This window comes from Pseudoalteromonas sp. 13-15 (genome assembly GCF_001468205.2).
GTDB classification, from domain to species: domain Bacteria; phylum Pseudomonadota; class Gammaproteobacteria; order Enterobacterales; family Alteromonadaceae; genus Pseudoalteromonas; species Pseudoalteromonas marina.
This window is the reverse complement of sequence record NZ_CP019162.1, coordinates 2,845,384-2,857,513: the sequence shown is the minus strand read 5'-3', so window position 1 is coordinate 2,857,513 and position 12,130 is coordinate 2,845,384. Positions and strand designations below refer to the sequence as shown.

General features: G+C 38.6%; 12 protein-coding genes. 3 read left to right on the top strand and 9 right to left on the bottom strand.

The window, feature by feature from the left end; genetic code table 11:
• The first annotated feature begins 77 nt into the window (after positions 1-77).
• Both ATS72_RS13245 and ATS72_RS13240 read left to right on the top strand, forming a co-directional pair.
• The gene (locus ATS72_RS13245; protein ID WP_006793107.1) at positions 78-374 is read left to right on the top strand and encodes a hypothetical protein; all 297 of its coding nucleotides are present in this window, start codon (positions 78-80) and stop codon (positions 372-374) included.
• Positions 375-377: 3 nt separating this feature from the next.
• Complete coding sequence (locus tag ATS72_RS13240) at positions 378-563, top strand: DUF2970 domain-containing protein (protein ID WP_074210163.1); 186 nt, start codon at positions 378-380, stop codon at positions 561-563.
• Here the strand turns inward: ATS72_RS13240 and ATS72_RS13235 are convergent.
• The 9 genes from ATS72_RS13235 to ATS72_RS13195 form a co-directional block, all read right to left on the bottom strand.
• Positions 508-1,377: a Dam family site-specific DNA-(adenine-N6)-methyltransferase gene (locus ATS72_RS13235; RefSeq protein ID WP_058428252.1), complete on the bottom strand. Its 870-nt coding sequence runs from the start codon at positions 1,375-1,377 to the stop codon at positions 508-510. The genes ATS72_RS13240 and ATS72_RS13235 overlap by 56 nt on opposite strands.
• Positions 1,378-1,430: 53 nt before the next feature.
• Complete coding sequence (locus tag ATS72_RS13230) at positions 1,431-2,753, bottom strand: SPOR domain-containing protein (protein ID WP_058428251.1); 1,323 nt, start codon at positions 2,751-2,753, stop codon at positions 1,431-1,433.
• Positions 2,754-3,824: a 3-dehydroquinate synthase gene (gene aroB, locus ATS72_RS13225; protein ID WP_058428250.1), complete on the bottom strand. Its 1,071-nt coding sequence runs from the start codon at positions 3,822-3,824 to the stop codon at positions 2,754-2,756.
• A gap of 30 nt (positions 3,825-3,854) precedes the next feature.
• Complete coding sequence (aroK, locus tag ATS72_RS13220; RefSeq protein ID WP_006793103.1) at positions 3,855-4,373, bottom strand: shikimate kinase AroK; 519 nt, start codon at positions 4,371-4,373, stop codon at positions 3,855-3,857.
• Positions 4,374-4,557: 184 nt separating this feature from the next.
• Positions 4,558-6,651, bottom strand: coding sequence for a type IV pilus secretin PilQ (locus ATS72_RS13215; RefSeq protein WP_006793102.1), 2,094 nt, complete (start codon positions 6,649-6,651; stop codon positions 4,558-4,560).
• On the bottom strand, positions 6,638-7,177 hold the full coding sequence (locus ATS72_RS13210; RefSeq protein WP_058428249.1) for a pilus assembly protein PilP: 540 nt from the start codon (positions 7,175-7,177) through the stop codon (positions 6,638-6,640). The genes ATS72_RS13215 and ATS72_RS13210 overlap by 14 nt, the downstream gene beginning before the upstream one ends.
• Complete coding sequence (locus ATS72_RS13205; RefSeq protein WP_006793100.1) at positions 7,174-7,779, bottom strand: type 4a pilus biogenesis protein PilO; 606 nt, start codon at positions 7,777-7,779, stop codon at positions 7,174-7,176. Before ATS72_RS13205 ends, ATS72_RS13210 begins: the two co-directional genes overlap by 4 nt.
• Positions 7,769-8,341: a PilN domain-containing protein gene (locus tag ATS72_RS13200; protein WP_058428248.1), complete on the bottom strand. Its 573-nt coding sequence runs from the start codon at positions 8,339-8,341 to the stop codon at positions 7,769-7,771. The genes ATS72_RS13205 and ATS72_RS13200 overlap by 11 nt, the downstream gene beginning before the upstream one ends.
• Positions 8,329-9,408, bottom strand: coding sequence for a pilus assembly protein PilM (locus ATS72_RS13195; RefSeq protein ID WP_006793098.1), 1,080 nt, complete (start codon positions 9,406-9,408; stop codon positions 8,329-8,331). Before ATS72_RS13195 ends, ATS72_RS13200 begins: the two co-directional genes overlap by 13 nt.
• A 131-nt stretch (positions 9,409-9,539) precedes the next feature.
• On the opposite strand from ATS72_RS13195, the gene ATS72_RS13190 reads away from it, so the two are divergent.
• Complete coding sequence (locus ATS72_RS13190; protein WP_058428247.1) at positions 9,540-12,041, top strand: penicillin-binding protein 1A; 2,502 nt, start codon at positions 9,540-9,542, stop codon at positions 12,039-12,041.
• The last annotated feature ends 89 nt before the right edge of the window (positions 12,042-12,130 follow it).

Here is a 12,130-nt window from a genome sequence, read left to right as displayed (position 1 = left end):
TCTTTATTAGAAACAAGTTTGTTATTTGAGCAGTTTTTGTTATGCTTAAAAAAGTAACAAAATATTAGGTTCAAATCATGCGCGCTTTTAAAATTGGGATATTAATTGCATCTGCATTATTAGTTATTGGGGTAGTAAATTTTACGCCAAGTTCAGGGCAAGAGTTAAGCTCGGTTAATAATTGTGCTCCGCAATCAACACACGAAATAAACACAAGTAAACCCTGTTTACATGTACTTGAAGAAGACTCTTCTTGGTTTTCTTGGATCACTGGTGATAGTCGCAGCGCTCAGTTTCACTACTTGGATTTACTTGAGTTATTAACAAGCTCAGACGACAGCAAGAAAACACCTTCTTTAAAGCCTTTATTCTAGAAAATGCGGCACTTTATTAGCGCGTTGCAAAGTGTGCTAGCCGCATTTTTTGGTGTTCAATCAGAACAAAAGCGCCGCGCAGATTTTCAAGAACACTCTATTTCCTCAATCATTGCTATTGCGATAATACTATTTATCGCTTTTGCGCTTTCAATTTATGCTGTGGTTGTTTTAGTGGTAAGTACATAGCCATTAACTCGCCTACTTTATTACGAGTTCCGCCCTTAGGGCTTATCGTCCTTTTTACTTGAATTTGATCAAGTGATGCTTGGCTGTATATTTTCCGTGTCCATACTGTATCGTGATTTGAAATAAGCACTGGGGTGTTATTTTCAAACGCCGCTTTTTCTGCCAAATTAGCTAAATTAGCCTGATCATCTAAATTAAACCCGCCCTTAGCATAAGAAGTAAACGAAGCCGTTTTACTCAAAGGGACATAGGGTGGATCGCAATAAATAACCGCGTTATTAGGAACCAGTTTAAATACATCATCGTAGCCTAAGCATGTAAACGTCGCTTGCTGTGCTTTTTCAGCAAAAAAGTACATTTCCTTTTCAGGAAAATAAGGCTTTTTATATTTACCAAATGGTACATTAAAAATACCTTTTAAGTTATAACGGCATAAGCCGTTGTAACCAAAACGATTCATGTATAAAAATAGCATTGACCGCTCATATACATCACGGCTTTGATTAAACTGAAATCGGTATTCGTAGTACGCATCGGGGTGGTTATTTAAATCAACGAATAGCTTTTTTGCATCACTAATAAACTCATCGGGTGAATTTCTTAATTCTTTATATAAGTTGATTAAATCAGCATTAATATCGTTAAGAATATAATGCTTAAAATCGCTATTTAGAAAAACGGAACCGGCACCAACAAAAGGTTCAACCAAGGTATCAGCATGCGAACTTGCTTGGTTTAATCGCGCGTTAATATCATCAACGAGACTGTATTTTCCGCCAGCCCATTTAAGGAAGGCTCTACTCTTTTGCTGCATTGGTTCTTTACTTCAATCTGGTGTTGCGCGATTTTACACTAAAGCGATTTATATTACTGATCAACTAGTGCAATTTCTTGTTTTATTTTACTAATTTTTTTATAAAACGGCTTATTTTTTAAGATACTTGCAGGTAGGTTTTTCATACCTTGCTGTGCATCATTCATGCTTGTAAAACTACCGGTTGTCACCACCCACCATGTTTTATCGTTTCTTTGAGTTTGATAAGTGTACGTTGTTAATTGGAGTGCATACTGCTCTATAAAATCATCTACAACCTGCTTTTGTGTTACTGCAAGTAACTGAATCACCGTATTTGAATCATTTTGCTTAGAATACCATGAGCTAACTTCGTTTATGGGCAGTTGCACTGATGATGCATCAACCTCATTGTTAACTTTTGATTGCACAAGCTCTTTAACAGGTTCATCTTTTATGAGTGTATCAGAGCTAATAGGCTCATTGATCTCGTTGCCTGCATTTAAGCTTTGCATGATCGCGGATATATCGTTTTTTCTTTCACCTTCAGCGGTAGGCTGTATGTCGGCTACTTTTTCTTTTGTTACTGTGTCAGGTATAGGTGCAATAGCCTGGCTCACTGAAATAGCAGTGCTATCAACCTCAATGGTGCCTTGCTCATAATGCTTTTGCCACCAATCACTCATATCTGATTTATATAACAAGCCTATAATTAAGAACATAATGAGCAACATAAGTACCAGTAAATGTACACGCCATGATACTTTATCTTTAACTTTGACATCTGCGATGTACTCATCCTGTTGCCATGCAAGCAATAAACTAGGATTACCATTAGCTTCAGCTAAAAAAGCTTGGAAAACAGGATCTTCATCGTGAGGAAGCTTTTCAAAGTACCACCCCATTAACTGCTTACTTTCATGAAGAGGAAGCCGTTCAAGATGAATTTCAACTGCATGTTCAACCGGCAACTTTGCAGCTGAGGCAATCATAATATAAAGAGTGATTGGGCTATTTTTAGCTAGCAGCTCCAGCTCAATTAAAAACTCTTCTGATAAGTGCCTACCACCGTCAATAACCCATAAACAGGAGCCCGGTTGTTGTTGATTAAGTAACTTATAAAAATTTTCAGACAAACTTAAATTATGATCAACCAACGGGTTGTTAAAGCTTTGCTCTAATAGATCGCTCATTAACTGAGCGTCCGTCAATTTTGCACTCGACTGTACAAATGCTTTATTAAAGTCGTTGTATTTATCGGTAATAAAGGTTTCAAGTAGATAGCTTTTGCCTAGGCCTGATGTGCCCAGTAAAACAATGAGGTTTTGACCATATTCAAATTGCAGTGCGATTCTATCCACCAAAGCCGCACGGCTTGGTAAAATTTGTGACTGCATTTAGTGCTCGATTAATGCTCGGACTTGATCGTCAGATACATCGTCTACCAGTGCACATTGACCAAATTGAGTGGGTAAAATAAAACGGATAGTTCCTTTTTTATTTTTTTTATCTTTGCGCATATGCAATAAAAATTGTTCACTCGTCATATCTACAGGTACTTCAGTTGGTAAGTTATATTGTTTAATAACATCCACAATACGCGCTACATCCTGCAGCGTTAAGTCACCTCGAGTGTGAGCTAACTGAGAAGCTAACACCATACCCGTAGCAACAGCTTCACCATGAAGCCACTTACCATAACCCATTTGGGCTTCAATTGCGTGACCGAAGGTATGCCCCAAGTTTAGCAATGCTCTGAGACCTTGCTCTTTTTCATCCTCAGCAACTATTAACGCTTTAATTTCACAGCACCTGTAAATGATATGCTGCAGGCATGTTTCATTTAGCTGCTGTAAGTTTTCAACATTTTGCTCTAAATAAGTAAAAAGCTCGGTATCGTATATTAAACCATACTTGATAACTTCAGCCATTCCTGCCGCAAACTCTCTTTTTGGGAGTGTATGAAGAGACTGAGTATCAATAAAAACAGCTTGTGGCTGATAAAAAGCCCCAATCATGTTTTTTCCTAACGGATGGTTCACCGCTGTTTTTCCACCAACAGATGAATCCACTTGCGATAAAAGTGTTGTAGGTATTTGAATAAACGGCACGCCACGTTGATAACATGCAGCTACAAAACCAGTTAAATCGCCAACTACGCCACCACCTAATGCAATTAAACAAGTATCGCGACCACAATTATTTTGCAGTAAAAAAGCGGATATTTTTTCAAACCACTCTAGTGACTTGTATTGCTCACCATCAGGTATGATAAAGGAAAGAGGATTTAATTCAGCTAATGAATCAAGTAAGCCTTGTAGATATAAAGGTTCTATTGTGTCATTAGTAATGATGATAGGCCGACAATCACCAATATGGTGAATTAGACGGCCATTATCTTGAAGTGCAGATTGCCCAATATAAATAGGATAACTTCGCTCGTCCAAATTAACAGTTAATTTAAGCATGCTCAGCTAATCCTTTATTATGTATTGGTTTTAAAAATCTAATTTCTCAATGATTTGATTTGCAACAACTTTAGCGCTTTGCTCATCAGTGCGTACAACAAAATCAGCCACTTCTTTATATAACGGTTCGCGTTCTTCTGCTAAGCGCTCTAGTACATCACGAGGTGCTTCTTCTGTTTGCAGTAACGGGCGACGCTTGTCGCGTTGTGTGCGTGCAACTTGCTTTTCAATAGGTGTCTCTAGGTATACAACAATACCACGAGCCGAAAGCTTGTTTCGAACTTCTTTACTCATTACTGAACCACCACCTGTAGCAAGTACAATACCTTGCATTTCAGTTAAGTCGCCAATAACAGATTCTTCACGAAGTCTAAAGCCTTCTTCACCTTCAAGATCGAATACCCAGGCAATATCTGCACCCGTGCGGCGTTCGATTTCTTGATCAGAATCAACAAATTCAAGGTGTAATTGATCGGCAATGTGACGACCAATTGTGCTTTTTCCAGCCCCCATGGGGCCAATTAGAAATATATTACGTTTCTCAGCCATATCTTTTAGTACAAACGAACTCTAAAATTTGAAATAAAACCCCGCCTAACGACCTGGCCCCAAAATTAAGGAGGGGATTATCTCAGTAATTGCAGGGGTATTTCAAGTCAATTAGAATAAAAAGCCACATAACGAGCAATTAAACTAAATAATCACCCGTTGATTAACAAAAAAGTACCTTATTTTAATCTATTTGTATTTTTGGTGTCACGAAAATAAGCAATTCACGCTTTTCATTAAATTCACTGGTGCTTTTAAACAACCTACCAACATAAGGAATATCACCTAACACCGGCACTTTATTTGTAGTGTTGATTATCTGCTGTTGGAAAATCCCACCCAGTACGATAGTTTGCCCGTTTTCAACTAATACTTGTGTTTGAATTTCTTGAGTATCTATCGACACGGCCTCACCCGTACCTGTTTGTACAACATCGCCCCGTGTATCTTGCGTGATTATTAAGTCTAAAATCACTTTATTATCAGGCGTTATATGTGGCGTCACCTCTAAACTAAGTACTGCTTTTTTAAAGCTTACCGTTGTTGCACCACTAGAAGCTGATTCTGTATAGGGTATTTCAGTACCTTGTTCAATGCGCGCTTTTTGCTGATTGGCAGCAATAATACGCGGGCTTGCAATAATCTCGCCTTTATTCTCTTCTTCAAGCGCACTTAACTCTAAATCGATTAATGTCCCGTTGGCGAGTTTTGCTATGTGGAGGCCTATACTTGCCGCTGGGTTTGTAATAGGTAGATTTACATTTAATCTATCTGTTAAGTCAGGGATTACGCCATTTGAAATGGTTTCAGCACCTTCTAAAGAACCAGATATGCCATCACTACCTTGCTGATCGCTAAATCCCCAACGAACACCTAGGTCCTCAGTTACGTTATCACGCACTGTTACCATACGAGATTCAATAACAACCTGTTGAACCGGTATGTCCAGGGTTTCAATCATACGTCTAATATTTTCTATGCTCTTAACAGTATCTTTAACGAGTAAAGTGTTAGTACGCTGATCAACCGACACACTTCCGCGTGGGGTAATGATGCTATTAATATCGGTTTTAAGTAAGTCAGCAAAGTCTTCAGCTTTGGCGTAATTTAATCGCATATATTCGCTGTAAAGCGGCTCTAAATCTTCAACTTGCTGCTTTGCTTTTAGATCTTTTGCTTCACGGGCTGCAAGTTCTTCTGCTGGCGCTACCATTAAGATAGAGCCATCCATACGCTTGTCCAACCCTTTTATACGTAATACGACATCAAGTGCTTGGTCCCACGGCACGCCATCTAAGCGCAAGGTAATGTTACCGGTAACGGAATCGCTTGTTACTAAGTTAAAGTCGTTATAGCCTGCGATAATTTGTAACGCTGCACGGACTGAAATATCTTGAAAGTTTAAGGTCATTGGTCGACCTTGATACTCTTTACCACCATCTAAGTAAGCATTTTGAGTTTCATCTTTTTCAACTGTGAGGGTAAGAATATTGTCTATTTGCTGATACGTGAATGTAAACTCGGCATTAGGTTCTATAACAACGCGGCTTCGCCCTTCTTCTTTAAACGTTTCGATAGTACTAACAATGGTACCAAAGTCTAAAACATCTAACTCATAAAGTAGATCGTCCAGAATATCTGTATGGTGAAAATCTGCGTAAATTTTGCCGCCACTTTCGTGAACCTCTATAGCAGCTTGAGTGTCTTGTAAAAATACAAGTACCTTTGCCTCACCTTTCTCACCACGTCTAAAATCAATAGATTGGATACGGTTAATGTAGTTTCCACTCACATCACCTGTCAGAACGGCTTCATCTTCAGTTACTGAACCGGTTAATGGGTTATCCGATACACGTATTGAAACTAAGTTGTTATTAACTTCTGTTTCATACATTTTTAATCTGTCTAGATTAACTGTTACCTTTAAACCTTGCTCAGATAACACATTGGTGACACTACTAATACCTGCTTGATTAACTTCAACGTCATTTAATCCTAATTCTAACTCTGCGGTATCAAAAAACATTTCAATACGCGCTGGGCTGTTAAATACTTGAATTTGTGGTTCTAAAGTTATCTCTTCGTCGAAAACAAGCTGTAGTTCGGTTTCACCTTTAAGTAATGGGTTATAACGTACATCGTAAAGCAATGGTCCTGCCAAAGCATTGTTAGCACAAACCAAAGCGGCTGTTGCAAATAAAGCTCTCGCAATGCGATTAAACCAAAGAACATCCTTATGCATGTTATTTTTACCTTTTTTATTATTAATTTGCGCCATCAGTTGCCGCCTCTAACATTTCCAGTTTAGTCAGGCGCTCTTTCCAACAACCAGACCCATCAGGGATTAATTCAACTAATTCTATAAAATCGTTACTCACAGCTTTTACCTTGCCATCGTAACTGCCCAAATAATTACCAATCGTTACACGATGTAATGTTTCATCTGCAGCAGTTATAAGCGCCCAAACTTGACCACTTGAACCAATTGTACCTTTCATTGCTAAATTATCTAACGGGTATTTTTCTAATGGCTCTCTGCGCCTGTCTGGGTCAGGGTGTAAACAGTTTTTTATTTGCGTCAGTTTGTTCTGAATTATTTCAGGTTGAGGTGCCACAAATGGACTTCGTAAATTTCCAGCACTATATTCAAAAATCTCAAATTGAGTAAGTTCAGGAATCGACTCAACTTTAGGCGTTGTGCTTGCTTTTACCTGGTCAATAAACTCTTTTTGCTCCGAGGTATCGTCGTTACACCCCACTAACGCAATAACAGCCAATAGCGGCATTAAATGAAGGAGCCTCATTTTTTAACTCCTTCTTCATAACGGTAAGTTTTTGCTACAACACTAAATGTTAGTTGTTTTTCGCCAGAAGACGTAATAGAAAAGTCATGCAAACTAACTATTCGTGGTAACTGAGCAACTTTGCCAACAAATTCACCAAATTCATGATAAGTACCTACTACTTCTATTTTGATAGGTAGCTCTGTATAAAACTCTTTCTCTACTTCAGGTAACCAACCAATTTTTAAAAATGTTAAACCGCTCGTTGTGCCAACATAAGACAAATCGTCAAGTAAGCCGGGTATTTCGTTTGATGTCGGTAACCGCTTAAGTAATTGAGAAAACTTATCTTCCATTTCTATCATTTGTTGGCGATAAATATCTAGCTTACTCGCTACAGCGTATTTTGTTCTGTAGGTACTTCTTAAGTCGACCTCTTTTGATACCGCATTATGGTAGCTATCAATCTCGTCAGAAACTAACAGGCTATAGCTAAAAAATAATATGAGCCCAGCAACAAATGCACAGCAAATTACCTTTACAGCAGCAGGCCAATCACCAATATTGTCTAACTCAATTTCATTCCAATCTATTTCGCCAAGTGCTTTAAAATCAAGGTTCATTACGTACCTCACCAATCTCATCAAATGGTTTTACGTAAAACTCCATACTAAAGTCACTTAGTAAACGCGAAGACTGATCACCTGCAACAATATCCTGCATGGTCAAACGCTCTAACAAATATGAACTTTGTACCTGGCGGATCATAGTAGATAAACGGTTATTTGATTCACTTCGGCCAAGTACATAAATCTGGTTCCCTCTGCGTTCCAGCTTTGTTAAGTAAATACCTTGAGGTACTATTTTTGTTACTTCATCCATAATTTGTGTGCCAAGGTTACGGCTACTTTGCAGCTCTTCGATTAATCGCATTCGCTGTTGTAGGTTTTCTTTTCGTTTGTCTAATTCTCTAATATCACTGATCTTTCGATCAAGCATACTTATTTCAGAACTTAAGTAATTATTTTTTAAGTTTTGCCCGTCTTTTAATGCACCGTAAAACATACTTAATAAGTACATACTTAAAAAACAAGCTAAAACAATTCCAACTAGTATGGTTACAAATTTCTTTTTAGATTCTTCGCGCTGCAGTTCTCGCCAAGGCAATAGATTTATATGTGGCATGATGAAAAGCTCCTTAATGCCAAACCTGTTGCAATTGCAAACTGTGTTCGGTGACGCTGCATAACATTACGATCTACTTTTGGCGAAATTTCCATATTTGCAAACGGTTCTGCAACAACACTGTGTATACCTAATTCTTCAATTAATAAGCGATCAAGCCCTTTGATCATAGAAGTTCCACCGGTAAGCACAATATAGTCTATTTGTTCTTTGCCACTCGTTGTTAAAAACATTTGCACCGCTCTACGAACTTGCTGAAGCAACGCTGTTTGAAATGGTGCTAATACCTCAAAGGTATAGTTAGGTGGTAAGTCGCCTGATGTTTTACCTATTTCAGCTTCATCAAACCCTTTGTTGTAGTAGTTAACAATACTATTTGTGTATTGATCACCACCAAAGACCTGGTCACGTGTATAAATAGTTTCACCAGCTTGCACAACACTTACAAGCATGAGTACGGCACCAATATCTACAACAGCAACACACTTATTGAAGGCATCGCTTGGTAGCTGTTGATAATAAACGTCCATCGCACGGCTTAAGGCGTAACTTTCTACATCAACAATCTTAGTATCGAGATTAGCCTCTTCTAATGCGCCAACACGTGCTTCAACACTTTCTGTTCGGGCTGCTGAAAGTAATACATTCATTTTACTCGGGTCAGCTTCGTTAGTGGAGAGCTTTTCGAAGTCTAAGCTAACTTCATCAAGAGGGTAAGGTATTAAACTATCTGCTTCAATTTCAATTTGGGATTCAAGTTCTGCATCGCTCAACGACACATCCATAAAAATTACTTTTGTAATAACAGTTTGCCCTGACACCGCCACTGCTGCATTTTTAAGTGACTTAGGTAATTTTCTTTTTAATTTTGTTATTACATTACCAATCGCTTCAATATCTTGAATTGTTCGTTCACTCATGGCGCCTTTAGGCATGGGCTCAATTGCTAGGGCCTCTAATCGAAATCCACTTTCAATTTCTCTCAGAAGCACCGCTTTAATCGAGTGCGATCCGATATCAATTCCTACCATCATTGGCGACGGCTTTTGAAATAGTTGACTTAGCATGTTTGCAACTTGGCCTTTGTTTTAATAATAAACAAGTTATAATTTTTTTCTGAAAAAATATTATTCATTTTTTAATCAATATATACTATCAGTCCAAACTCGCAATTGGGAGTCCATTTAGGGAAATATAAGTGATTTTATTAAAACGAACTTTACAATTTTTTATCATTTGTACGTTAATCGGTCTGATAACTTTGGTCAGTCTTTATTACTACGTTAAACCTGATATCCCCAGTGTGCAAGTTTTAAAAGACGTGCAATTACAAACTCCTATGCAAGTATTCACTAAAGATGGCCTCTTGATCAATCAATTTGGTGAAAAACGTCGAATTCCGGTCACTATTGATGAAATCCCACAACCTTTAATTGATGCATTTTTAGCAACTGAAGATAATCGCTTTTATGACCATATAGGTATAGACCCTATTGGTATAGTTCGCTCTGCTATTGTTCTTATTTCTACAGGCGAGAAAAAACAAGGTGCTAGTACTATTACCATGCAACTTGCACGTAATTTTTTCTTAACCCGAGAAAAAGCTTATATCCGTAAAATAAAAGAGATATTCATCGCTCTACACATAGAAAATGTACTTACTAAAGATGAAATTTTAGAACTTTACCTAAACAAAATCGAGCTAGGTAACCGCGCCTTTGGTATTGGAGCTGCCGCTCAAGTTTATTACGGTAAAGAGTTAAAAGACTTAACGCTTGCTCAAATGGCGATGATTGCTGGCTTGCCAAAAGCGCCTTCGGCGTTAAACCCAATTCGCAACCCTACCCGTGCAAAAGCACGCCGTAATGTTGTACTTGGTCGTTTATTAACTGAAAACTACATAACACAAGACGTGTATGATGATGCAACAAGCCAACCTATTACCGCTTACTTTCATGGTGCTGAAATAGATTTATACGCACCGTACATTTCTGAAATGGTGCGTGCAGAAATGGTTTCACGTTACGGAATAGACAAGGCATATAATTCAGGCTTTAAGATATTTACCTCTGTTGAGTCTAAAGTACAAAAAGCGGCGCAAACCGCGCTAGTTAATAATCTTCATAGCTACGATATACGTCATGGCTTTAGAGGTCCAACCGCTATTTTATGGGATCCTGAAAAACAATCAGCGCTAAGTGAAGATAAAATACTAGCTAAACTCAATGAAGCCAAAGAGATAGGTACATTAAAAGCAGCTGCTGTTATTAACGTGGATGAAAAAAATGCCACAGTATTGCTTAAAAATGCAGAGCAAATAAATCTGAATTGGGACAACTTAAAATGGGCACGCAAATATATAACTCGTTATCGCCAAGGTTTTGCTCCAACTACGGCAACTGAAATATTAACGCCAGGAATGCAAATCTGGGTGCGTAAAAACAGCAATAACGAGTATGAACTAAGCCAACTACCTGAAGCATCAAGCGCAATTGTTTCACTTGACCCACAAGATGGCCGTATTAAAGCCATTGTTGGCGGCTATAGCTTTGAACAAAGCCAATACAACCGAGCTATTCAAGCAAAGCGCCAAGTGGGGTCAAACATAAAACCATTTATTTATTCTGCAGCGCTTGAAAACGGCTATACGCTCGCCTCTATTTTAAACGATGCGCCAATTAATCAGTGGGATAAAAGCCAAGGTGTGGCATGGCGGCCTAAGAACAGTCCGGCTGTTTACAATGGCCCAATTAGAATTCGTCGCGCGTTAGCACAATCTAAAAACGTAATATCAGTTCGCTTGCTCCGAGGTGTTGGTTTGCAACGAACAGCAGATCACTTACTAAAATTTGGCTTTAAAAATTCAGACATCAACCGCAGTGAATCCTTAGCACTGGGCAGTGCTTCAATTACTCCAATTGAACTAGCACGCGGTATGAGTGCATTTGCGAATGGTGGGCATTTGATTGAGCCGTACTTTATCTCAGAAATCCAAGATGCTTACGGTAATAGTTTGTTTAAAGCTAATCCTTCAGTAGTGTGTGACGACACTTCAGCTCAGTCATTAACCCCAGACAATACTACTGGATTATTCCCACAACAAAATACAGATACGCCACAATTAAAATGTGCCCCTCAGGTCATATCAAAACAAAATGCATTTTTAATTGCTCAAGCAATGCATAGCGCTGTTTGGGGAGGCGGAAACTGGTCACATAAAACGGGTTGGTCAGGAACAGGTTGGCGCGCTCAAGCATTAGGCCGTCGTGATCTATCAGGAAAAACAGGCACAACTAATGACTCTGTAGATACTTGGTTTAGTGGCTTTAATCGAAATGTTATGACCTCGGTATGGGTTGGTTTTGATAACCCTGGCAACCCGCTAGGCAGAACTTCATATAATAATAATCTTGATAGCGGGCAAATATCAGGGGCTGAATCTGGCGCTAAAACAGCACAGCCAGCTTGGGTTGAGTTTATGAAAGTTGCGCTTGAAGGTAAACCTGAAGCCCCCATAGAGCCGCCAGAAGGTTTAGTGTCTATTCGGATTGATTTAGAAACCGGTTTATTAAGTCATAAAAATGATTACACCAGTCGCTTTGAGTATTTTGACAAAGGCACCGCCCCCACAAAATACGTAATGTCTCAACCAACAGATATATTTGAAGAAGACACTAAAACAGAAGAAGAACTGTTTTAAATAAAGAACGGCAGCCATTGGCTGCCGTTTTTAGTTGATACCAAATTTAGCTATTCTAAATAAGAATTTTTTAACGCATGTAGCGACAC

Bases quoted from the DNA above. Each gene is read 5' to 3' on its own strand.
- ATS72_RS13205 (WP_006793100.1), bottom strand. From the start codon at position 7,779: ATGAACCTTGATTTTAAAGCACTTGGCGAAATAGATTGGAATGAAATT.
- ATS72_RS13245 (WP_006793107.1), top strand. From the start codon at position 78: ATGCGCGCTTTTAAAATTGGGATATTAATTGCATCTGCATTATTAGTT.
- ATS72_RS13235 (WP_058428252.1), bottom strand. From the start codon at position 1,377: ATGCAGCAAAAGAGTAGAGCCTTCCTTAAATGGGCTGGCGGAAAATAC.
- aroK (WP_006793103.1), bottom strand. From the start codon at position 4,373: ATGGCTGAGAAACGTAATATATTTCTAATTGGCCCCATGGGGGCTGGA.
- aroB (WP_058428250.1), bottom strand. From the start codon at position 3,824: ATGCTTAAATTAACTGTTAATTTGGACGAGCGAAGTTATCCTATTTAT.
- ATS72_RS13210 (WP_058428249.1), bottom strand. From the start codon at position 7,177: ATGAGGCTCCTTCATTTAATGCCGCTATTGGCTGTTATTGCGTTAGTG.
- ATS72_RS13240 (WP_074210163.1), top strand. From the start codon at position 378: ATGCGGCACTTTATTAGCGCGTTGCAAAGTGTGCTAGCCGCATTTTTT.
- ATS72_RS13230 (WP_058428251.1), bottom strand. From the start codon at position 2,753: ATGCAGTCACAAATTTTACCAAGCCGTGCGGCTTTGGTGGATAGAATC.
- ATS72_RS13215 (WP_006793102.1), bottom strand. From the start codon at position 6,651: ATGGCGCAAATTAATAATAAAAAAGGTAAAAATAACATGCATAAGGAT.
- ATS72_RS13200 (WP_058428248.1), bottom strand. From the start codon at position 8,341: ATGCCACATATAAATCTATTGCCTTGGCGAGAACTGCAGCGCGAAGAA.
- ATS72_RS13195 (WP_006793098.1), bottom strand. From the start codon at position 9,408: ATGCTAAGTCAACTATTTCAAAAGCCGTCGCCAATGATGGTAGGAATT.